Genomic DNA, 21,033 nt, shown 5'->3' on the forward strand with positions numbered 1-21,033 from the left:
ATGCCTAAGCACTGGATAATGACGATGCCCCCATGCGTGTCCTGACTCATTGCCTGTCATTCGGCAAGCCACGCTCATTGATCGGCCTGTGGCTTGGCTTGAGCGGACTGCTCATCGCCATTGCACTGTTGAGCTTGCTGTACGGGGCCGGTGATGTCGGCCCTGCACGCGCCTGGCAGGCACTGCAGGACTTGGGCGCCGCCGCTTCATACGATAGCGAGGCTCGTTTCGTGATCGCCGAGCTACGCGCCCCCCGGCTGTGGATCGGCCTGGTGGTGGGCGCCGCACTGGGTATCGCGGGCGCGTTACTGCAGGCCGTGACGCGCAACCCGCTGGCAGAACCTGGGCTGCTGGGCGTCAGCGCAGGGGCTGCCTTCGCCGTGACGTTGGCGATCCTGTGGGGCGCTGATACCGCCACACTACGCGTCTCGGTCGCCCAACTCGGCGCCCTGGGCGGTTGCCTCTGCGTACTTGCCGCCGCGCGCCTGCAAGGCATCGGCAACGACCCTGTCCGCCTCATCCTGGCCGGGGCCATTCTGTCGGGTCTTTTGCATTCGCTGTCGTCGCTGATCCTGCTCTACGATCAATACACGGCGGACGAAATCCGCTTCTGGGTGGTGGGCAGCCTCGCTGGCCGCCAACTCGACGACCTGGCGCCACTATTCCCCAGCCTGGGAGTGGCCGCATTACTGACCATCCTCCTCGCGCGCCCACTGGCAGCACTGGCGCTCGGTGAGCACGTCGCCATCGGGCTCGGGCATCACCCTCGCGTCGTGCGTCTGCTGGTAATCGTGGTCGTCGCCCTACTGGTGGGTGGTGCCACCGCCGCGGCCGGCCCGATCGCCTTCGTAGGGCTGGTAGTCCCCTTCGCCGCACGCGCACTGGCCGGCCCCGACATTCGGCGCACGCTATGGTTATGCCTGCCGTTGGGCCCTATCGTCGTCGTCAGCGCGGATATCGTCTCGCGGCTCGTGGTGCCGCCTTCCGAACTCCCGCTGGGCGTGCTCACGGCGCTGATCGGTGCTCCGGTACTGATCGGCGTGGTACGTGGCCGCCGGCTGCCGACGTTCTAGGCCGTTTATGCCCGACTCTGTATCCACGACATCTTCCATGGGACACGCCATGACGTCCCCCGTTGATACCCCGAACGCAGTGCGCCAGGACAAGTACTACCTCGCGTTGCCGCTGGGCCAGCGCGCCCCGCTGCGCGTGATCGTCGACAAGCGCAACCTGCTCGCCAACCTGCTGCTGTCGGGACTCCTGATACTGCTGGCAGGCGTCGCGCTGAATACCGGCAGCGCCGCATCGCTGTCACTGCCGGCGACACTGCGCGCCTTGCTAGGCGACGGCAGCCCCCTCGACACCTTCGTGATTCAAGAATTGCGCTTGCCTCGCATCGTTGCAGGTGTCGTCACCGGTGGCGCCTTTGCCCTGGCCGGCTGCCTGATGCAGACCGTGGCGCGCAACCGCCTGGCCACACCGGGTATCGTCGGCCTCGATAATGGCGCCACTGCCTTCGCCGTGGCCTCCGTGGTAGGCACCGGCATCAGCCTGGCGCCACCGGCCATGGCCCTGACCGGCGCCGCCGTCGCCGCGGCACTCACCTTCGGTTTGACGGGCCGCATCGGCGTGCGCGGATATCGCTTTCTGGTCGCCGGCATCGGCGTAGGTGCCGTCTTTGGCGCCATCACCCAACTCATGCTGACGCGGGTCTCCATCGATGCCGCCAACGCCGCCTATCCGTGGACGGTGGGCAGCCTCAATGCCCGCCCCGATCACGCGGTGCTGAGCCTGTCGCTGGCCCTGCTACCCGCGTTGCTGGCTGGCATATGGCTGACCCGCTCGCTCACCGTATTGCGGCTTTCCGACGCCGTCGCCATCAGTTTGGGCATCGCGGCGGGACGCTGTCGGATGGCCGCCCTGAGCGTCGCGGTGATTCTCACCGGGCTTGCTGTGGCAGTGGCGGGACCGGTGGGAATGGTGGCGTTGATCGGCCCGGAGTTTGCGCGTCAGCTCAGCGCCAAGAACACGGTACCCGTGGTCGGAGCGACCCTCGCCGGGGCGGTGGTCATGGTCGCCGCCGACCTGCTTGGGCGCGTGCTGCTCGCCCCCATCGAGATCCCGGTGGGGATCGTCACCGCCTTGATCGGTAGCCCACTTCTGCTGTGGATACTCTTGAACCCCAACGCCAGGACCGCGCCATGAAACACGATGCCACCGCCTGCGAGCGTGATACTGCCAAGTCTGACACCGCACCGGATATGACGGCGCCGGATATGGCGACCCAGGGCTTGTCGCTGGCGTACGGCTCGGTCGCGGTCATCGAGGACCTCGACCTGCAACTGCCCGCTGGCCAGGTGACGGCCATCGTTGGCCCCAATGGCTGCGGCAAGTCGACACTGCTGGCCGGGCTGTCGCGGCTGCTCAAACCCCGGGGCGGCACGGTGCTGCTCAACGGTGCGGATATCCGACACCTGCCGACCCGCCAACTGGCCAAGCGGCTGGCACTATTGCCGCAGCAGCCGCATGCCCCCGAGGCATTGACCGTCGCCGAACTGATACGCTTCGGTCGGCACCCGCATCAGAGCTGGCTGCGCCAATGGTCCCCCGAGGACAAACGTGTCGTCGATGAAGCACTCGGTATGACAGGGCTCACGCCGCTTGCCCAGCGTCCCGTCGACGCGCTTTCCGGGGGCCAGCGTCAACGCGCGTGGATCGCCATGGCCATCGCCCAACAGACCACGACGCTGCTGCTCGACGAGCCCACCTCGGCGCTCGATCTTGGCCACCAGGTCGAAGTCTACGAGCTCATCCAATCACTCGCCGCCTCGGGCAAGACCATCGTCATGGTCATCCACGACCTGGTCAGCGCGTGTCGCTACGCCGACCACCTGATTGCCATGCACCAAGGCCATGTCATCGCCGAGGGGCTGCCCGGCGAGACGGTCACACCAGAACTGGTCAGGCGTCTTTACGGTGTCGAGTGCTCGCTGATCACGGACCCCGCCACGGGCGCGCCGCTGCTCACCAACGTTCGCCGCACGCGTGACGCCCTCGACGGCAGTGCGACCTAGCGGGCCGGTCGCCCTATCCCTGAAGCACGTCTCTGGCTACCATCACGCCATATCCGGCAGCGGGCGACAGGCCCGGTGCCATGTTTTTCGCCGTCAGCAAGGAAAACGCCATGCGTGATACGTTTCACTTCTACGAGCCACGCCAAGGACACGAGCTGCCTCACGATCCCTTCAATGCCATCGTCGGACCGCGACCCATCGGCTGGGTTTCCTCCCAAGATCGCGACGGCCACTTGAACCTGGCGCCCTATAGCTTCTTCAACGCCTTCAATTACACCCCACCGATCGTGGGATTCTCCAGCATCGGCTACAAGGACAGCGTGCGTAACATCGAGGCTACGGGCGAGTTCTGCTGGCACCTCGCGACCCGAGCACTCGCCGAGCAGATGAACGCCAGTTGCGCGGCCGTGGCACCCGAGGTCGACGAATTCGAGCTGGCCGGCCTGACGCCACGTTCCTCCCAGGTCGTCGGCGTTCCGCATGTCGCCGAGGCGCGCGTCACCTTCGAGTGCCGACTGAGCCAGGTGGTCCGACTGCAAGCTGCCGATGGGACATCGCTCGACACCTGGCTGGTGCTCGGCGAAGTCGTCGGCGTGCATATCGACAAGCAGCTGCTTCACGAGGGCGTCTACCAAACCGCCGCAGCCCATCCCATCCTGCGTGGCGGCGGCCCCGCCGATTACTTCGAGATCAGCGCCGAGCAGAACTTCAAGATGGCTCGCCCGAAATAACGACACCCTCGGCACCGGCGCTTGAATGCGAGCATGTGTCGACGCCCGTGTTGTCCCATACTTGTTGTTCCATACTGTCAGCGCCCCCGGCATTGCATGAGCGACGCAAAGGGGCGCAGATGGCAACCTTCCCGAAACGACCGTTAACCATGAAGGAGGCAGAACATGGCAGGCGGATGGTCGAAAGACGGCGCCGTCCAGGAGCAGATCGACAGCACCATCGAGGACGCCCTGGAACGCGCGCGTAGCGAGCTACCCAGCGGGGAAAGCCTCGGATACTGCGAAGAATGTGGCGACCTGATTCCACAGGCACGACGTGAAGCGATAAAGGGCGTGCGGTTGTGCATCGCATGTCAGAGCGAGCGCGACAAGCAGCGCACCACAGTCAGTGGATACAATCGACGCGGCAGCAAGGACAGCCAGTTGCGCTAGCCCCTTGTCTGACGCCCCCTTCTTGCACGTCTGAACCTACCTGTGTGACGTCGAGCGGGGCGTGATATGCCACGTCTTGTTCGGGCGCTCAGCCGTTGCGGTCACACCGCTTTTCCTCCCCTTTGCCGATCACATTTCTCCTGCTTCCATCCGTTCAAACGGTGTCTTCCTCGCCGATCCAGGGCTGGCTGCAGCATGTACGAGTCCACTCTCCTCTCGACCTGTATCCCGGACTCCTCCAGGGAAGACTATCGTCGACCATGGCTTCACAAATCCATTTGAAGATTGTATAAAATATAAAACCTAACAAGATCGATTGAAGGTGCCTTATGAAACGCATTCACGTCATCGACTCCCACACGGCGGGAGAGCCGACACGACTGGTCATGGAAGGCATACCGGCGCTTTCGGGTCGCACCATCGCCGAGAAATGCGATGACTTCCGCGACAATCACGATGCATGGCGACGGGCCATCATGCTGGAACCGCGTGGGCACGACGTGCTCGTCGGTGCGCTGTACTGTGCGCCCGAGTCCCACGATGCCAGTTGCGGGGCCATTTTCTTCAACAACAGCGGGTATCTCGGCATGTGCGGCCACGGCACCATCGGGCTGGTGGCATCACTCCATCATCTGGGGCAGATGACGCCGGGCTGCCACAAGATCGATACGCCGGCGGGCCCCATCAAAGCCATGCTTCACGACGACGGCGCCGTGACCGTGCGCAATGTCCTCTCCTACCGTCATCGCCGCCAGGCCCCCGTCGAGGTGCCGGGATACGGCACCGTACACGGCGACATCGCCTGGGGCGGCAACTGGTTCTTTCTGGTCAGCGATCACGGCATGACCATCGAACTTGGCAATGTCGAGGCTCTCACCGACTACACCTGGGCCATTCGTCAGGCACTGGAGGCCCAGTCGATCACCGGGGAAAACGGCGGCGTCATCGACCACATCGAGCTCTTCTGTGACGACCGCGAGGCCGACAGCCGAAACTTCGTGCTGTGTCCCGGCAAGGCCTATGACCGCTCGCCCTGCGGCACCGGCACCAGCGCCAAGCTCGCTTGTCTCGCCGCCGATGGCAGGCTGGCACCGGGGCAGACCTGGACACAGGCAAGCATCTGCGGAAGCCGCTTCGAGGCCTCCTATGAGTGGGAGGGCGATTGCATTCGTCCTTCGATCAAGGGGCGTGCCCATCTCAGCGCCGACGCCACGTTGCTGATCGATGAGCAGGATCCCTTCGCCTGGGGGATCGCAGGCCAGTGACGCCTGTCATTTCGACGACTCAGCGCCGGTCACCACGACCATGCCGCTGCGCTGAGCATCTTGCATGCAATAGACCAACCTTCGAGGAACAACGATGAACGATGCCATCTTTACCGGCTGCATTCCCGCACTGATGACGCCCTGCACCGCCGACCGCCAGCCAGATTTCGACGCTCTGGTCACCAAGGGCCGTGAACTGATCGAACTAGGAATGAGCGGCGTGGTGTACTGCGGCTCCATGGGCGACTGGCCACTGCTGAGCGAAGCACAACGTCAGGAAGGCGTCGCACGGCTGGTCGAGGCGGGCATCCCGACCATCGTCGGCACCGGTGCGGTCAACTCCAGGGAGGCCGTTTCCCATGCAGCGCATGCGGCCAAGGTCGGCGCTCATGGACTGATGGTCATTCCCCGCGTGCTGTCTCGCGGCACGTCCGCCACCGCGCAGAAGGCTCACTTCTCGGCCATTCTGGACGCTGCACCCAACCTGCCGGCCGTGATCTACAACAGTCCGCACTATGGCTTCGCCACCCGCGCCGACCTGTTCTTCGAATTGCGCGCCCAACACCCGAACTTGATCGGCTTCAAGGAGTTCGGCGGCGCCGATGACCTGCGTTACGCGGCGGAGCACATCACCTCACAGGATGATGACGTCACCCTGATGGTCGGTGTCGACACCACCGTCTACCACGGCTTCGTCAACTGCGGCGCAACGGGCGCCATCACCGGTATCGGAAACGCCTTGCCCCGTGAAGTATTGCATCTCGTCGCACTCAGCAAGAAAGCCGCCCAGGGGGACGTCGTCGCGCGCCGCCAGTCCAAGGAGCTCGAAGAAGCCCTCGGCGTGCTGTCCTCCTTCGACGAAGGCGCCGATTTGGTGCTTTATTACAAGCACCTGATGGTCCTCAACGGCGAAAAAGAGTACGCACTGCATTTCAACGAGACCGATGCACTCAGCGACGCCCAGCGACACTATATCGAAACCCAGTACGAGCTGTTCCGTACCTGGTACGCGAACTGGTCCGCCAGCCTGGGCAATACCTGATGCAACGGCCAGTCTGACACGACACGCTGTCCAGCGGCACGCTGGCAGATTGCGCACTACCATACCGGGAGGTCCGTGACCTCCCGGCTCCCTTTCCTGGTGCCAGGGCCCGCTCCTTCTCGAAAGCATGGAGCGGTGTCGGTGCCGTCATGCCTCCACCTTGGACATTCACTTCAGTTTGTATACAGTATGCGAAATCCAATCTTCGGCAGAGGCCGGCCATGGCGACTTACAAGACACGGGCGCAATTCGTCGCGGACGACCTGCGCGAGCGTATACTGGGCGGGGAATTCAAGGGCGGTACCCAGCTTCGCCAGGACGCCTTGGCCAAGGACTATGACGTCAGCCGTATCCCTGTCCGCGAAGCCCTGCTGACCCTGGAATCCGAAGGTCTGGTCGAGTTTCACGCCCACCGGGGAGCCTTCACCACCGAGCTTTCCGTGGCCAAGATTCGCGAACTGTTCGATCTGCGCGTCCTGCTCGAGACCTACGTTCTGCGCCACGCCATCAATGGCCTCACCGACGCGGACCTGAAAAAAGCCGAAGACATTCTTCTCAAGTACGATGAGTCGCTGAACTCCGGCGGCGATATCGATAACTGGAGCGAGTACAACTTCGCCTTCCACCAAGCGCTGTACGCACCGGCAGATTTGCCTGAAACGCTCTCGCTGATCAGCCAGTTGAACACAAAGTCAGATCGCTACATTCGCATGCAACTGGTCTACACACAGGAAATCGAGAAGGCCGAACGAGAGCACCACGGCCTGCTCGAACTGGCCCGCCAACGCGATGCCGACAAGGCCTGCGAGTTGTTGAAGACGCATATACAGGAGGCCTGCGAAGGCATCGTCGCGCTGCTGGACGAACGAGCAAAGCAGATGGAAACCCTCTAGCGCCCCTCTCCCTTCGACTTTCTTGTTCATGCCCCCGAGAGGCCTCCACCCTTGACCTTCCGCCGATGCGCCACCGGGCGCGTCGATGCTTGCGTTTTCTGATACCCCTCGCCTCCATCCGCCCCACGCAGCCAGACACGCTTCAGCCTGCCTGTTACGCCACCTCCCCGCTGACGGCGTCGTATTCACGCATCGCGTCACGACTTTGGTCGACGCACTATTGAAGCCGGCATCGACATATCTTATATTTTATACAATCGACAAATACAAGACGCACCACCCGCGAGGAAATCTCCATGGGCTCACAGGATCAGGCTGTCCACGATAATGCCGATCAAGCCGATGTCATCGTCATCGGCGCCGGCGTGATCGGTATCGCCAGCGCCCTCGCGCTGGGCCGAAGAGGCTTGAACGTGATGGTGGTAGACAAACAGGCGCCAGGCATGGGGGCCTCTTTCGGCAATGCGGGGCACATGGCCACCGAGCAGGTCTTTCCCATCGCCGATGCCTCGATCCTCAAACACCTGCCTGGCATGTTGATGAACCCCACGGGACCGCTACGCCTAGACTGGCGTTACCTTCCCAAGGCACTGCCCTGGTTTATCCGGCTACTGTCGAATCTACGCCCAGCACCTTACCAGGCCAGCGTGAGCGGGCTTCGTGCACTCAACGAGGCGAGCCTCGACGCCTGGCGTCGGCTCCTCGACACGGTCGATGGCGCCCACCTGTTGAAGGAAGACGGGTCCTTCATGGTCTACGAGCAGGAAAGCTCATTGGCCAACCTGCAGGCACTGCAGTCCAGCATGGCGGCGCAGGGGGTGCCGATCGAATCCTGGTCGGGAAACGCCATCCGCGATGTGGCGCCGCAACTTTCCGGATCGATTCGCGGCGGCCTGTTCTTCCCTTCGACCGGGCATGTCGTCGACCCGCTTTCGGTCGTGCAACGCCTGGTGGCCACCGCCAAGGCCGAGGGCGTCAAGTTCCGCCAGGACGAAGTCGTATCCGGCCACGTCCATTCCCATGGCGTTACGCTCGAGACGACCGCTCTGGGGCGGCTCCATGGCCGCCAGGTGTTGGTGGCCTGCGGAGCCCACTCGGCGCCACTCACCGACCGCCTTACCGGTACCCGGGTGCCGCTGGATACCGAGCGCGGCTATCACCTGATGCTACCCGGCGAACAGTCGCGTCTGCCCACGGCGGTCACGTCGCTGGAGCGCCGTTTCATCATGACACCGATATCGGACGGCCTTCGCCTGGCGGGCACCGTCGAATTCGCGGGTCTCAAACGACCGGCCAACATGGAAAGGGCCTGGCAGCTACATCGTTTGAGCCAAGGCCTTTTCAAGACGCCACTCGATACCACTGAAGCAACGCCCTGGATGGGTTTTCGTCCCTCTCTGCCTGATTCGCTGCCCGTCATCGATAGCGCGCAAGACGGCAGGGTACTGCTGGCGTTCGGGCATCACCATCTGGGGCTTACCCAGGCCGCGGTGACGGCCGAACTGGTGGCCGAGCTGGCAACGCAAGGAACGGCGGGCTCTGGCGCAACCCGGTGCGCTCCCCCTGCCTACGACCGAGCACTTCCCGAGCTGACACCCTATCGGCTCGATCGTTTTTAAACGCAATACATTCATCCAAGACAACAAGATCAAAGGAGACATCATGTCCTCATCCCAAAGCCCCGCAAGGCTACCCAACATGATAGAGGTGCTTGGCGTCATGGTGGGCTTCATCGCCATCATGTTCCTCAGCATCAACGTACTCGGCCTGCCCATTCAACTTGCGCTGTTCGGTTCCTGGTTTTTGGTCATGGCACTTGGCCTGAAACTCAAGATGTCCTACGCCGCCATGCAGGAAGGTCTCATCGACGGCATTCACAACGGCATGGAAGCGGTGCTGGTTCTAACTACCGTCGGCGCGCTGATCGGCACCTGGATCGCCGGAGGTATCGTGCCCAGCATCATCTATTACGGGCTGACGGTCATGAATCCGCAGATATTCCTGTTCGCCGCTTTCGTGATCTGCGCCCTGACCTCACTATCCACCGGCACCTCCTTCGGTACCGCGGGCACCGCCGGCGTTGCCATGATGGGCATCGGTCATAGCTTCGGCATTCCGCTCCCGCTGGTGGCCGGCGCGGTTATCTCCGGTGCTTACGTCGGCGACAAGATGTCGCCACTGTCCGACACTACTGTGATGACCGCCTCGCTATGCAAGGTCAACCTGATTGACCACATCCGTTCCATGATGACGGTCAGCGCTCCCGCCATCCTGATCGCATCAATTCTGTTTCTGGTCGTTGGCTTCTACTATGTGAGCGGCGATGTGGACACCTCGCGCGCCACCGTCGCCATGGAAGCGCTGGAGGCCAACTTCACCATCAGCCCCTGGCTGCTGCTGCCGGCAGCGATCGTGATCGGGCTGCTGACCCGCCGCTACCCGGCCATCCCGGTCATCACCTTCGGCGCCGTTCTAGGCAGTATCTGTGCCTGGTGGGCCCAAGGGATCGGCCCAATCGATGCCATTCGCATCGCCTACGTAGGCAACGCCATGCAGTCCGACGTGGAATTCCTAAACACACTGCTCAACCGCGGCGGCATCGAGTCCATGCTCAGTGTCGTGGCACTGATCCTGTTTGCCTTGGGCCTCGGCGGCCTGATGAGCCAAGTCGGTATCCTCAAGACGATCAGCAATGGCTTTTTACGCTGGGCCAATAACCCGGGACGCTTGACGGTGTCGACCATGCTGGGTGGGTTCTTCGGCAACTTCTTCGGCGGCGCAGCCTACGTTTCGCTGATTACCGCCAGCACCATCACTGAGAAGAACTATGACGATCAGGGCGTGGATCGGCGAGTGCTCTCTCGCAATGCCGAAGCCGGCGGCACCATCACCACCCCCATGGTGCCCTGGACCGACGGCGGTGTCTTCATGGCCACCACCCTCGGTGTCTCGACCATGGCCTATCTTCCCTTCCTCTGGTACCACATGCTGGTGATCGCGATCACGATCCTCTACGGCTACGCCAATATCGCCATCTGGAAAGCCCAGCCCAAGACCGAGGCACAAGACAACGCCAACACGCGGCAGAACTTCCAAACCTCATAGTACGGCGCCGATATTTCTATCGTCATCTTACAAGCCCTGCCACGTGCAGGGCTTGTCGGTAGTCGGCAAGAGGTAGCGTTTCCCCTCACACCGTTGCCTCATGGACCGCGTGCCCCGCGTGATACACTAGCGCTCACTTTCGTATCCGCAATGCAGGACGCCGCCATGTCCCTCGACGATCTTCACCTCAATCTTCGCAACCTGACGCCCGAGGACTATCCGCAGCTCAAGACGCTGATGGATCGTGTCTATCACGATCTCGGAGGCGCGTGGCCAAAGCGCACCATCGAGCGCTTGGTCAGCGAGTTCCCCGACGGTCAGATCGTCATCGAGGACGACAAGACACTGGTCGGCGTGGCCTTAACCGCCCGCGTCGACTATGAGGAGTTTTCCAACCCGCACCGCTACGACGACCTGATGGATCAGCGGGAGATCATCCTCAACGCCCCCAAAGGCGACGCCATGTATGGCCTGGACGTGTTGATCGACCCGGCCTATCGCGGTTACCGGCTCGGCCGGCGCCTCTACGAAGCCCGCAAGGATCTGTGCAAATCGTTGAACATGCGGGCCATCCTCGCCGGCGGACGGATTCCCAACTATCACCAGCACGCCAGCGAAATGTCGCCGGCCGAGTATCTGGATCAGGTCTCGCGCAAGGAGATTCACGACCCCATCCTGTCCTTCCAGCTGGCCAATGACTTCCAGGTCAAGCGGCTGTTGCGCAAGTACCTGCCGGAGGATGAAAAATCCCAGGGCTATGCGACCTTGCTCGAGTGGAACAACATCCTTTTCGAGCCCGCCGAGTCGGTGCTCGACACACGCAAGACCCAGGTACGCGTGGGGGCGGTGCAGTGGCAAATGCGTGAGTTTTCCTCGGTGGAAGCGGTCTTGCAGCAGGCCGAGTACTTTGTCGATGCGCTCTCGGACTACCAGAGCGACTTCGCGATCTTCCCGGAGCTCTTCAACGCGCCGCTGATGGGCCTGCAGGACCGCGCCGCTCAGCAGGATCAAATCGCCGCCATCCGCTTTCTGGCCAGCTTCACCGAGCACTTCAAGACCGAGCTGTCACGCATGGCGGTCTCCTACAACATCAACATCATCGCCGGCTCGATGATCGAGGAGCACGAGGACGGGCACCTCTACAACATCTCTTATCTCTTCCACCGCGACGGCGACATCGAAGCGCAGGCCAAACTGCACATCACTCCCCAGGAGCGCCGCGACTGGATCATCGAGGGAGGCGATGACCTGCGCGTCTTCGACACCGATGCCGGGCGGATCGGCATCCTGATCTGCTACGACGTCGAGTTCCCGGAGCTCTCGCGCCTGCTCGCGGATCAGGACATGGATATCCTCTTCGTCCCGTTCTGGACCGATACCAAGAACGGTTATCTGCGCGTGCGCCACTGCTCTCAAGCACGCGCCATCGAAAACGAATGCTACGTGGTACTGTGCGGCAGCGTCGGCAACGTGCCGTCGATCGAGAACATGGAGATCCAGTACGCGCAGTCCTCGGTGTTCTCACCCTCGGACTTCGCCTTTCCCCACGATGCGGTGCTAGCCGAAACTACCCCCAACACCGAGATGATCATGTTCTCGGATCTCGACCTGACCCGTCTCACAGTGGTGCGCAACGAAGGCTCGGTCACCAACTTGAAGGACCGCCGCCAGGATCTGTTCGACCTGCGTTGGCGCGACTGGTCGTGGAAGTCCGGCTCGCGTCAGGAAGACACCTGAGTCGATACGCTAGCGGAAGACGGCGAGGAGCCCGACCATGAAATGGTGGAACGCCTGGCGCGGCGGGCGCCACCCCTTCCCCGCCGAGGCCTGGACCGAAGGCCAGGCTCGGGTGCCACTATTGATGGCGCTCCCCGAAGACGATGCCCGACGCCTCGGAGAGCGCGCCTGGGCATTCCTGCGCCGCAAGCGGCTTTCGCTGTTCGACGACGAATTGTTCGACCTCCCCGCGCGGTTGGCGCTAATCGCCCAGGCTTGCCTGATGACGCTCTACTGGTCGGAAGACGACGCCCGCGAGGCCTTCGCCAACGTCCATGAGATTCTCGTACTGCCAGGGGCATTCCGCCGCAAGGTCGAAGAGATGGACGAGGCTGGCGTAGTGCATGAATATGAAGACGAGCGCGTCGGCGAGACCTGGCACCAAGGCCCTATCGTCCTTGCCTTGTCGGATATTCAGGAAAGTGGCGGCTGGGGCGGTTTCAACGTCGTCATCCATGAATTCGCCCACAAGCTGGACATGGGCAACTCGCTGGACGCCGACGGCTTTCCGCCCCTGCCGCGCGCTATCGATCCGCGTGACTGGCACCGCGTCTTCACCGACGTGTGGGACGATCTACAGGCTCACCTCGAACGCGGCGAAGCACCGCCCATCGACGACTACGCCGCCACACACCCCGGCGAATGCTTCGCGGTCTGCTGCGAGTACTTCTTCACCGCCCCAGATGTCCTCGACGCCGCCTATCCTGAGCTATATGCACTGCTTGCTCGCTACTTCCGGCAGGACCCGCTGAGGCGTTACCCGTCGCACTGAGTGCTCACTGGCGAGTGCGGGCACGCTCGTAGAGCGCGGAGCCATCCTCGCGGCTCTTGTCACTTCCGCCGCTGTCATTACTCTCACCGCTACTGGTGCCTTCACCATTAGCGCTTGTATCGCCCGAGGAGCCGTCATCGCTGCCACCGACCACCTCGGAGAGCGTTTCGAGTGGCGATGAGACCAAATTTTCGAGCGCCTCGCGGATCGCCTGACCAGCGACACTGCCAAAATCAACCGATCCAGGGTCATCGAGTGGCAAACGCATGGGTATATCGAGCCTAATGGTGCCGTCGTCACTCTTCAGGACACCGACCAGCGTCTTGAGGGGCAAGTCGGTGGCCGAGGCATCGACCTCCTCGCCAAGCTTGAGCCGATGCAGCACGAGATGATTCTGCGCCTGCAGGCGGCCCTGATCGAGCCGGTAATCGAGATCTAGCGTCGCCTGGCCTCGCTCGACGGCATAGCCCCCGAACTCCCGCAAGTAGGGCGCCAAGGTCTTGAGGTCGAGGCGCTCGAAGTGCAAGTTCAGGTTGCCGTTCAGGGCGTCACCGAGCGGGTCAAAGGTGCCCTCGATGCGCAGCGGCGAGCCATCGGCCACCTTTCCCTCGAGCGATAACTGGCCGTCACCCGGTTGGTCGGAGTTGAGCTGTCGCCACTCGCCATTCAGCGCCGAAAAATCAAGCTCGAACGGGCGCGGCAGGTGACGGTCGCTGAAGGCCACCGCGCCACGCTCGATGGCTAGGGTGTCGAGCGCATAGCGCATGCCGCTGCCCTCGGAACCACCAGTTCCATTGTTCGATGACGGCGGATGCCAGGCGGTAAGGTTAGTGTCGAGTCGTTCATCGATCGTCACATCGAGCCAGGGTGCCGCAAGCGACACCCGCTCGGCGGTCAATTCAGGCTCCGCGCTGGCGAACGTCAGTCCTTTCACGGCGAAGCGTTCAGCACGGGCGATGGTCTGATCCTTCTCAGGATCACGCATCTCGAGCCCTTCGATCACGCCCTGACCGTTGACCTGTGTGCCGGCATCACTGGCGCGGCCCGCACGCAGTCGAATCTGCGCGCCAAGCGACCCTGCCGCCGGCTCGGCGCGAACGACGTATGCCAGATAGCCGGACAGCGTCGTCAGCGGCACTTGGTCCGCCTTGAGATCGACATCCACCGTCCACGGCGAGAAACCCATCTCGCCCGCCCCCTTTAGCGTGCCGCCATTCCAGTCTGCCTGCCCCTGCAGAGAGAAGGGCCGATCATCGCTATTGTCATAATGGCGCGCTTCGAGATCGAGGCTTTTCAGGCTCAGCGTCAGCGGCTCATCGGGTCGTCGATTGATCCAGTCCAGCCGGCCATCGCTGACGTTGAGTTGGGCGATACGCAGTGGTGCCGACTCACCGCCCCCACCGTCACCGCCAAATAGTCGGGCCAGGTTCCACTCGCCTCCGGAGCGCCAGATCAGTTGCAGCCGCGGCGACTTTAACTCGATTCGCTCGAAGCGCCAGCCCGATTCGAAGAGCGAGTGCCAATCGAAGGTCGCCACTACCCGTTGGCTCGAGAAAACCGGTGTGTCGTTCTGGCCAGCAATACGTAGCCCGTCGAGGATTACCTGGTGGCGCCATGGGGTGAGGGTGACGTCGTCGATGGATACTTGGCGGCCGCTGCGATCGCTCAGCGTCTGGCTGAGGCGCTGGTCGATATACGCCGGTAACGCCCACAGCCAGGCGACCAGAAATAGCAGCACTAGCGCCGCCAGCACACTCAATCCTATGCCGAGGCGACGCTTGCGCATCGGTGGCGCCATGCTGCGATGGGAGTGCGGCATGTTAATTTTCCGTTTTGTCAGATCATGATGGATGAATACTCATCAGCGTGACATCGTCAGCGTGGGCCCGCCAGTCGCCGGCCAGGCTAGCCGCAACGCCGGCTTGTCGTTACAGTTAATTTAGAGCGCGTCGCGGCAGGAGCATCGCGGAACCAGAAAGGAATTGGCCCTTTCTGCGACTAACAGGGTATGTCAGCCATGTTGGCCCCATGTCGAATATTGGCCCTATTTCGAATAATGCCAGTAGCTAACCCCCTCCTAGGAGTGTTTCTTTCGTGGTCGATTTTACGCCCTCATCGCTATTCTCTGTCGAACGTCTATCTCAATTGCACAAAGCGTTGATCGCCATCGACAACACAGTCGTTCATCTCGCCGCGTTGCCGGATACCGGCCTAGCCCATGATCATGTTTGGATCTCTCGTGATACTGGCCCCGATTGGATAGCAAGACTGCCCAAACAGAGTCAGATGCAGCTCGATCCGGAGACAAATCTAGAGTATCAGGCGAACTGTTTTCGACGCGCTGCACAGAGCGGCCATACACCGGACCTCCACGCCATCCTGCCAATCAGTGCCGATTTTCCCCGAGGCGGCCTTCTCGTTAGTGCCATCGAGGGTAGGCAGGCGCGACTACCTGACGACTTACCGGCAATCGGCGAGGCACTGGCGCATCTGCATGAGATCGCTGTGCCCCCGGTCGCTGCGCGCCCACCGCTGGAAAGTCCGCATTCGCCCTGGACCGCCATGCGCGATGAGGTTCTGGCCCAGGCTACCTATCTCGATGACGCGCCGATTGATGAGGGAACAAGGCGGCGGCTCGACAGCGAGCTGACACTCTTCAACGATGATCGTGAATTGGCCGAGCGTATCGATGCCCAACGCTGCCTGATCAGTTTCGATGCGCATCCGGGTAACTTCCTGATCACCCCGGAGGGAAAGGCGGTACTGGTCGATCTGGAGAAGTGCCGTTACGGCCACCCCGGGCTGGATCTTGCCCATGCGTCGCTGTATACCTCCACGACCTGGGATCCGGCGAGCTACGCCGTCTTGGATACCGCCACCGTAGTGGACTTTTATCGCCACTGGTGGGCAACCCGGCACACCACCAATGAGGTGATGGATGTCGAGGCCTTGGTGGCCACGAGGCGCGCCATGTGGCTATGGTCGACGACTTGGTGTGCCAAGTGGCTGACACTTTACCACCAAGAGCGGGATTCGCTGGCACAAGGCGAGGACTGGTCCGCTGCCTTGAGCGAGGACCGGCTGATTGCACATGTAGAAGACCGGGCTCGACACTATTTGTCCTCGCCGGTCATCGAGCGAGTCAGCCATGACAATCACAGACTTGCCGACGAACTGGCCCAAGCGAAATAGATAGTTATCTATTGAGACTCGTATCATTCAGCCGCAGTTTGCGTGGGCACCCCCGCTATGGCCATATCAGCGATATCCATGAAGATGGCGTCGAGTTCTCGTGCCTTGTCGGCGAGTGCAGAGGCGCGTTTGTCATCGTCGAGATCGGCGACATAAGGCGCGAAGATCGCACTGGGCTTCTTCCAAGACAATGTCGCGGTGCCGTCTTGGTTTTCGGTCACGTAAAAGCGGATCGGTGCCTCGATCATCGCCGGTACGCTCAAGCGTAGAATATCGACCGCGAAGTCGTTGCGAAACACGCCCACCACCCGGTTACCGGGAATCTCCACACCGCGTTGGGCGGCTGCCTGAGTCGGTCCGACTTCGGTGACCACACCCATGTCATTGGCGTCGACGGCCTGCTTGAGATGCTCGAGCAGCGCGCTGTAACGCTGTTCGGTGGGGATCACGTGCCAGTCCTTCTGCGGCCAATGGGTGTCGGCCATGGCGGGCGATACCCAGGCTGCCAGCGTGAGCGCCAGGGCGAGGAAAAGGGACGTGGGAAGCGGGAGTTTCATGATGTCACCTCATGGTTTGATGGGCGGTTATTTTGCCAATGACGCTGTGTCGAGGGGTGTACGCCGAACGTCTCGGCGACCTCGATACCTTGAGTGTCGGCGAGTAAGGCGATGATCGCCATGTGATGAATGGCGTGACTGGTCAAGAAGACCAGTTCGCGCTCGACGCTGGTGTTCAAGGGCAACACGTGGTCGCCGGCTCGATATGCCAGTTGGCGACAGTGCGTGGCCGTATCGCGCTGCCCGAGTCGGGTCAGGCGCTCGCGCACGTGATGTAGATGCGCGAATGCGACGTCCGGGTGTCGCTCGATATCAGGGTCGCGCCGGCGATGCTCGTAGTTGATGGTGAAGGCCTGAGCCTCGTATCCCACGGCCAATAACGCCTCGTAGTGATCCAGGATATGTCGGACATGCTTGCCGATGGAGTGCCTGGCATCCGCGCCATGTGGCGCGGTGTACTGAGCCGCCGGCAGCATTGCCACGAATGTCGCCAACTGTCGCAGGGTATCGGCGGCTTCCTCCAGCAAGGCATTCAATGCAGGGGTGGACATGACGCATACTCCCGTTGGGGCAAGTCAGGGCGCGAGGCCGTAGACGACCACGCGCCCTGTGGTGAGGGATGTCAGGCGCTACCTTCGGCTTCTCCTTCGGCTTCTCCTTCGGCTTCTCCTTCCCCCTCTCCTTCGCCTTCTGCCTCGCCCTCGGCGTTCGCCATGAGCGGGGCACCGCCTTGCAGCGATGTGTAGCCGCCGGCACCCACGGCATCGTCAGCGACGGCCTGAGCGGCGAGCGGAGCGGACATCAGCAGTAGCATGGGTGTCGTGTAGAGCACCTGCCGGCTCAGTCGCCCCATCAGGGTATAACGCTTGCTTTCATGTAGTGTCATGATTTCACTCCTTTTTCCTGCAGTGATTGACGGTGCAAGGCACCGCCGTCTAAGAGGCCTTGACGCGTCGTCAACCGGCCTCGGAACTCGCTTCGGCTTCGGCTTCGGGGTTGGCTTCGGCTTCGGGGTTGGCTTCGGCCTCTGCTTCGGCTTCAGGGTTGGCTTCGGCTTCGGGGTTGGCTTCGGCCTCTGCTTCGGCTTCAGGGCTGGCCTCTGCTTCGGGACCGGCTTCCGCCTCGGGGCTGGCCTCGGCCGAGGCGAACATGTAGTACCCCGAGGGAGTGGCCAGGTCAGAGTAGATCGCATGCACGGCTGATCCGCCGACCAACACGGCGAGTGCCGGGACGCTGTAGGCGATACCGCGTGACAGGGTATCGAGCAGGGTGCGACGTGAGTGCAGGGTCATGAGGTATGCTCCGTTGTGACTCGCCAGGATGATGATGATCGGTTCAGCTATGATTGCCCCTGGCCATCATGAACAGGGCGATCAGTATCAGCGTGACCTGAAACATCATGCCGCCGAGCGGGTGGCTGGCGGTGGCCATGAAGTGCCACTGGCCCCAGTGCTCCATGAAGATCGCGCCCAGCAGAATCGGCACTGCAAACAGGGCGCCGACACGGGTGATGGCATCGCCCACGGGCCCGGCTATCAGCCCACCGAGCAGAATCAGCGCACCGGTAGAAATCTCGCCCAGGGCGACGGCCAGGGCGATGACCCAGGGCAGCGCCATGATCTGGGCAAAGCCCTCGATGCCGGCGCCCGCGAACTTGTCGACGCCGGTGTACAAGAAGACGCTTGCCATGGCCGCACGCAGCAGCCAATGCGCCCATGAAGCGCGGGGGAGAGAGGCGGAAGCTTTCAGTGCTGACGTCATCATGTGTCGGTTCTCCTGGTGGACGATGTGGTAACGCCGGGCGCGGAGCGCCGGCGTGGGCTTCACGATCCGGTCGATAGGGCATGCGGTGTGGCGTCTTCCAGGCGTTCTCTCGCCAGTTCCGGCGCGTCGCTGGGCAACGAGAACCTCGGCAGCGCCGCAAGCCAGTCGAGCAAGGCGTTGACGTCGTGCCCGTCGGGGGGACGCCTGTCGGCATACCGAGATGCCGGTAGCAGCGTTGCAAGAAGCGTCAGCGGGGTCGGCGCGGGCGCGTCGCCATTACAGAGCGCGGCCCCGACGATGTGCAGCTCGGTCGATGGGCTGGGCGAGGGAGCGATGAGTCGTCCTCCGGGGGCGGCCAAGGGAAGTGCCAGCATGTGGACTCGGTCGCCTGCCTGACGGTGCCAGGCCAGGCCACGCATCAGGCGGTAGCCGAGCGGCTCGACCAGGGCGCGCAGTGGTTGCCAGTCGTCATCGGCCATGGCCACGAGAACAGCCGCATCGGGCGTATCGGGATGAACCAGGAGCGCGGTGTCGATCATCATCTGACCTTCGGCGAGTGCGCGTCGGCCGAGCGTGTCGACCAGGCGGGGGCCGAGCTCGGCGAGGCCGAGATGAGAGGCTACCCGCTCTGTGCCGATCATGATGGCGTAGCCACTGGGCTCCTGGATCAGCTCGAGGCGTGGCAACGGGTCGCCCTGGGCGGATTCCAGCGGTGTGAGCGCCCCCGCCAGTCGCTCTCGTGCTGCCTGACTATCGCTGCGCAAGTCCCAATGGCAGCCCGCGATGGCAAGGTAGGTCGGTACCAGGGTGGTCGTCTTCGCGGGCGCCGTCTTCACGTGCGTCGCGACTGTGGACGATGTGCCTGCGTCCGGGTGGGTCGCTAGTTGTTGCAAAAGCCCCTGGCGGCACCAAGCCTCCAGGCATTGCCAGACGTGGCGCTCCAGAGCATCGCGATCGGGCGGAGTGTGGCCGACCTGGCTGGCCTGATACAAATGATCGGCGATGGTATTTGGGGGTTCGCCCTCGCTTGCCAGCAGCCAGATCAGGGCGGCACTGTCGTTGAGCGCGAGCAAACTTCCGCGCTGCGTGTCGTACAGCACCAGGCTGTCGTTATCGATCAGCTCGCAGACCTGGCCACGTTGCAGCTGGGGCTCGGCCGGTGCTGGGTCATCGAGCGCGCCGGCCAGTCGCCAGTCCAGGCGGCTGGGCAGGGTGAAGAACGTCAGGTAGTCAGCGGGCGTCGCGCTTGGGTAAAGACGCAGAAAATCCCCTGCGCGTGACAGTTCGCGTTGGGCATCGTCGCGCAAGGTCTGGGGGGAGTCGTCGTTGGTCGGTGTCTCCTGAGCGTCGATATCCACCAGTTCGACCATGTCCTCGACCAGGCGCCGCTTGATGGCTTCCTCCAGCGGTCCGCCGCTGTCGGGGCCGGCGCAAACGCCCAACGAGGGGCTCAGGTTGCATTCCAGAACCCAGGGCTTGAGGTAGGCGTCGACCAGGCAATCGATACCCAGCAATTCATAGCCGCCGCGACTATCGATATCGTCCTCGGCACAGCGCTGGCGAAAACTGTCCACGGCTGCAATGACGGTGAGCGTCAACTGGTCGTGGAGGCGTTCGAACAAGGCGTCGTCATCATGCCCTTGTTCGCGAAGCCACGCGCGGTAGCGATCCAAGTCGATGAACTCGACGGGTACCTCTGCATCGGTGTTGTGGGCGTTGATGTCGGGGTTGGTGAGATGGCTATAGAGGTTGCCGGTATCGTCGTGATCGTAGGGGGCTGACGCCAGCTTGGCGAAGCCCTGCCGATACACGTAGAGACGCAGAGGATCGAGCGATGCAAGCAGCACGTAAAGGCGCAGGACGTATTTGTGCCCGCGGATGGTGTGCGGCTCGTCGAGATACTCCTGGACCAGCCAGTTGGCGTGCCGGGGCGCGTCGGCGGCATCGTCGAGCAGGCGGATGCCCTTGCCCTTGGAGGCATTGGAAGGCTTGAGGATCCAGCGCCGTGCCGGATTGGCCAGGGCGGCTTCCTGCAAGGCATGATAATCGTCAGGCATCAGATAGGCGCGCGGGAAGAAGTCGAGTCGCGCAACCTGTGACGCATGCGGGCCGAAGCGCTCGCCCATTCGCTCACGTAGTGTCGCCAGCGATTGATACAGCCTGCTTTTCAGCGTCAGCGCATTGTTGCCGGGCAGATGATTGAGCCTGTGCCTCGGCGTCAGCTTGCGAAACTGCGCCATCTCGGGGGTGCCTGTGAACCAGCCCGCTTGCCAGTCCTCGGCACTGCCCGCTCGCCAGCCGCGGGCTTCGAGTGCCTCGCGGAAGAAACGGTCCTGCTCGTCGGCGCGTTTGCCTCCCAGCCAATAGCGACGCGCTTGAGACGATGGGTTGGTCATGTCTCTGTCCCCGTATTGATGTTGTGATATCCCT

The 21,033-nt window shown here is 62.5% G+C and carries 20 protein-coding genes; 13 read left to right on the forward strand and 7 right to left on the reverse strand.

Features of this window, described 5'->3' with window-relative positions; translation table 11 throughout:
• Window positions 1-32 precede the first annotated feature (32 nt).
• The 12 genes from SR908_RS04180 to SR908_RS04235 all read left to right on the forward strand — a co-directional run bounded on the left by SR908_RS04180 (window position 33) and on the right by SR908_RS04235 (window position 13,090).
• Window positions 33-1,073, forward strand: a complete 1,041-nt coding sequence (locus SR908_RS04180) for a FecCD family ABC transporter permease (protein WP_246920087.1) — start codon at window positions 33-35, stop codon at window positions 1,071-1,073.
• Window positions 1,074-1,122: 49 nt separating this feature from the next.
• Entirely contained in the window at window positions 1,123-2,205 is a 1,083-nt protein-coding gene (locus tag SR908_RS04185; protein ID WP_246920081.1) for a FecCD family ABC transporter permease, read from the forward strand.
• Window positions 2,206-2,261: 56 nt separating this feature from the next.
• Window positions 2,262-3,074, forward strand: a complete 813-nt coding sequence (locus SR908_RS04190; protein ID WP_246920523.1) for an ABC transporter ATP-binding protein — start codon at window positions 2,262-2,264, stop codon at window positions 3,072-3,074.
• A 110-nt stretch (window positions 3,075-3,184) separates the two neighbouring features.
• Window positions 3,185-3,805, forward strand: coding sequence for a flavin reductase family protein (locus tag SR908_RS04195; protein ID WP_097022236.1), 621 nt, complete (start codon window positions 3,185-3,187; stop codon window positions 3,803-3,805).
• Between the two features lie 165 nt (window positions 3,806-3,970).
• Window positions 3,971-4,237 carry a DksA/TraR family C4-type zinc finger protein gene (locus SR908_RS04200; protein ID WP_246920078.1) on the forward strand — a complete coding sequence of 89 codons (267 nt, stop codon included), beginning with the start codon at window positions 3,971-3,973 and terminating at the stop codon, window positions 4,235-4,237.
• Between the two features lie 329 nt (window positions 4,238-4,566).
• Window positions 4,567-5,502, forward strand: a complete 936-nt coding sequence (locus SR908_RS04205; protein WP_246920076.1) for a 4-hydroxyproline epimerase — start codon at window positions 4,567-4,569, stop codon at window positions 5,500-5,502.
• 94 nt (window positions 5,503-5,596) lie between these two features.
• On the forward strand, window positions 5,597-6,544 hold the full coding sequence (locus tag SR908_RS04210) for a dihydrodipicolinate synthase family protein (RefSeq protein ID WP_246920073.1): 948 nt from the start codon (window positions 5,597-5,599) through the stop codon (window positions 6,542-6,544).
• A gap of 221 nt (window positions 6,545-6,765) precedes the next feature.
• Window positions 6,766-7,437: a GntR family transcriptional regulator gene (locus SR908_RS04215; protein ID WP_246920070.1), complete on the forward strand. Its 672-nt coding sequence runs from the start codon at window positions 6,766-6,768 to the stop codon at window positions 7,435-7,437.
• 296 nt (window positions 7,438-7,733) lie between these two features.
• Window positions 7,734-9,056, forward strand: a complete 1,323-nt coding sequence (locus tag SR908_RS04220) for an NAD(P)/FAD-dependent oxidoreductase (RefSeq protein WP_246920067.1) — start codon at window positions 7,734-7,736, stop codon at window positions 9,054-9,056.
• Window positions 9,057-9,099: 43 nt separating this feature from the next.
• A complete protein-coding gene (gene nhaC / locus SR908_RS04225; RefSeq protein WP_246920065.1) occupies window positions 9,100-10,542 on the forward strand; it encodes a Na+/H+ antiporter NhaC in 1,443 nt (480 codons plus the stop codon).
• Window positions 10,543-10,707: 165 nt separating this feature from the next.
• Window positions 10,708-12,279, forward strand: coding sequence for a carbon-nitrogen hydrolase family protein (locus tag SR908_RS04230; RefSeq protein WP_246920062.1), 1,572 nt, complete (start codon window positions 10,708-10,710; stop codon window positions 12,277-12,279).
• Between the two features lie 37 nt (window positions 12,280-12,316).
• Complete coding sequence (locus SR908_RS04235) at window positions 12,317-13,090, forward strand: M90 family metallopeptidase (RefSeq protein ID WP_246920061.1); 774 nt, start codon at window positions 12,317-12,319, stop codon at window positions 13,088-13,090.
• A gap of 4 nt (window positions 13,091-13,094) precedes the next feature.
• Here the strand turns inward: SR908_RS04235 and SR908_RS04240 are convergent, their stop codons facing one another.
• The gene (locus tag SR908_RS04240) at window positions 13,095-14,909 is read right to left on the reverse strand and encodes a DUF748 domain-containing protein (RefSeq protein ID WP_246920059.1); all 1,815 of its coding nucleotides are present in this window, start codon (window positions 14,907-14,909) and stop codon (window positions 13,095-13,097) included.
• 275 nt (window positions 14,910-15,184) lie between these two features.
• On the opposite strand from SR908_RS04240, the gene SR908_RS04245 reads away from it, so the two are divergent.
• Window positions 15,185-16,282 (forward strand): aminoglycoside phosphotransferase family protein, encoded by a 1,098-nt coding sequence (locus tag SR908_RS04245; RefSeq protein ID WP_246920057.1) that lies wholly within the window; start codon window positions 15,185-15,187, stop codon window positions 16,280-16,282.
• 23 nt (window positions 16,283-16,305) lie between these two features.
• Here SR908_RS04245 and SR908_RS04250 read toward each other — a convergent pair whose 3' ends face one another.
• The 6 genes from SR908_RS04250 to SR908_RS04275 all read right to left on the reverse strand — a co-directional run bounded on the left by SR908_RS04250 (window position 16,306) and on the right by SR908_RS04275 (window position 20,999).
• Window positions 16,306-16,839, reverse strand: coding sequence for a DUF302 domain-containing protein (locus tag SR908_RS04250; RefSeq protein WP_075368117.1), 534 nt, complete (start codon window positions 16,837-16,839; stop codon window positions 16,306-16,308).
• Window positions 16,836-17,390: a DinB family protein gene (locus tag SR908_RS04255; RefSeq protein WP_246920054.1), complete on the reverse strand. Its 555-nt coding sequence runs from the start codon at window positions 17,388-17,390 to the stop codon at window positions 16,836-16,838. The genes SR908_RS04250 and SR908_RS04255 overlap by 4 nt, the downstream gene beginning before the upstream one ends.
• A 71-nt stretch (window positions 17,391-17,461) precedes the next feature.
• The gene (locus tag SR908_RS04260) at window positions 17,462-17,725 is read right to left on the reverse strand and encodes a hypothetical protein (RefSeq protein WP_246920051.1); all 264 of its coding nucleotides are present in this window, start codon (window positions 17,723-17,725) and stop codon (window positions 17,462-17,464) included.
• A gap of 70 nt (window positions 17,726-17,795) precedes the next feature.
• Entirely contained in the window at window positions 17,796-18,131 is a 336-nt protein-coding gene (locus SR908_RS04265; RefSeq protein WP_246920048.1) for a hypothetical protein, read from the reverse strand.
• A gap of 43 nt (window positions 18,132-18,174) precedes the next feature.
• Window positions 18,175-18,603 (reverse strand): DoxX family protein, encoded by a 429-nt coding sequence (locus SR908_RS04270; protein ID WP_246920045.1) that lies wholly within the window; start codon window positions 18,601-18,603, stop codon window positions 18,175-18,177.
• A gap of 59 nt (window positions 18,604-18,662) precedes the next feature.
• A complete protein-coding gene (locus SR908_RS04275) occupies window positions 18,663-20,999 on the reverse strand; it encodes a hypothetical protein (protein ID WP_246920042.1) in 2,337 nt (778 codons plus the stop codon).
• Window positions 21,000-21,033 lie beyond the last annotated feature (34 nt).

Origin of the sequence: Chromohalobacter canadensis (assembly GCF_034479555.1) — a bacterium.
Classification (GTDB): Bacteria; Pseudomonadota; Gammaproteobacteria; order Pseudomonadales; family Halomonadaceae; genus Chromohalobacter; species Chromohalobacter canadensis.

Bases quoted from the DNA above. Each gene is read 5' to 3' on its own strand.
- nhaC (WP_246920065.1), top strand. From the start codon at position 9,100: ATGTCCTCATCCCAAAGCCCCGCAAGGCTACCCAACATGATAGAGGTG.
- SR908_RS04240 (WP_246920059.1), bottom strand. From the start codon at position 14,909: ATGCCGCACTCCCATCGCAGCATGGCGCCACCGATGCGCAAGCGTCGC.
- SR908_RS04180 (WP_246920087.1), top strand. From the start codon at position 33: ATGCGTGTCCTGACTCATTGCCTGTCATTCGGCAAGCCACGCTCATTG.
- SR908_RS04250 (WP_075368117.1), bottom strand. From the start codon at position 16,839: ATGAAACTCCCGCTTCCCACGTCCCTTTTCCTCGCCCTGGCGCTCACG.
- SR908_RS04215 (WP_246920070.1), top strand. From the start codon at position 6,766: ATGGCGACTTACAAGACACGGGCGCAATTCGTCGCGGACGACCTGCGC.
- SR908_RS04205 (WP_246920076.1), top strand. From the start codon at position 4,567: ATGAAACGCATTCACGTCATCGACTCCCACACGGCGGGAGAGCCGACA.
- SR908_RS04270 (WP_246920045.1), bottom strand. From the start codon at position 18,603: ATGATGACGTCAGCACTGAAAGCTTCCGCCTCTCTCCCCCGCGCTTCA.
- SR908_RS04235 (WP_246920061.1), top strand. From the start codon at position 12,317: ATGAAATGGTGGAACGCCTGGCGCGGCGGGCGCCACCCCTTCCCCGCC.
- SR908_RS04220 (WP_246920067.1), top strand. From the start codon at position 7,734: ATGGGCTCACAGGATCAGGCTGTCCACGATAATGCCGATCAAGCCGAT.
- SR908_RS04185 (WP_246920081.1), top strand. From the start codon at position 1,123: ATGACGTCCCCCGTTGATACCCCGAACGCAGTGCGCCAGGACAAGTAC.
- SR908_RS04275 (WP_246920042.1), bottom strand. From the start codon at position 20,999: ATGACCAACCCATCGTCTCAAGCGCGTCGCTATTGGCTGGGAGGCAAA.
- SR908_RS04255 (WP_246920054.1), bottom strand. From the start codon at position 17,390: ATGTCCACCCCTGCATTGAATGCCTTGCTGGAGGAAGCCGCCGATACC.
- SR908_RS04195 (WP_097022236.1), top strand. From the start codon at position 3,185: ATGCGTGATACGTTTCACTTCTACGAGCCACGCCAAGGACACGAGCTG.
- SR908_RS04200 (WP_246920078.1), top strand. From the start codon at position 3,971: ATGGCAGGCGGATGGTCGAAAGACGGCGCCGTCCAGGAGCAGATCGAC.
- SR908_RS04210 (WP_246920073.1), top strand. From the start codon at position 5,597: ATGAACGATGCCATCTTTACCGGCTGCATTCCCGCACTGATGACGCCC.
- SR908_RS04230 (WP_246920062.1), top strand. From the start codon at position 10,708: ATGTCCCTCGACGATCTTCACCTCAATCTTCGCAACCTGACGCCCGAG.
- SR908_RS04260 (WP_246920051.1), bottom strand. From the start codon at position 17,725: ATGACACTACATGAAAGCAAGCGTTATACCCTGATGGGGCGACTGAGC.
- SR908_RS04265 (WP_246920048.1), bottom strand. From the start codon at position 18,131: ATGACCCTGCACTCACGTCGCACCCTGCTCGATACCCTGTCACGCGGT.
- SR908_RS04190 (WP_246920523.1), top strand. From the start codon at position 2,262: ATGACGGCGCCGGATATGGCGACCCAGGGCTTGTCGCTGGCGTACGGC.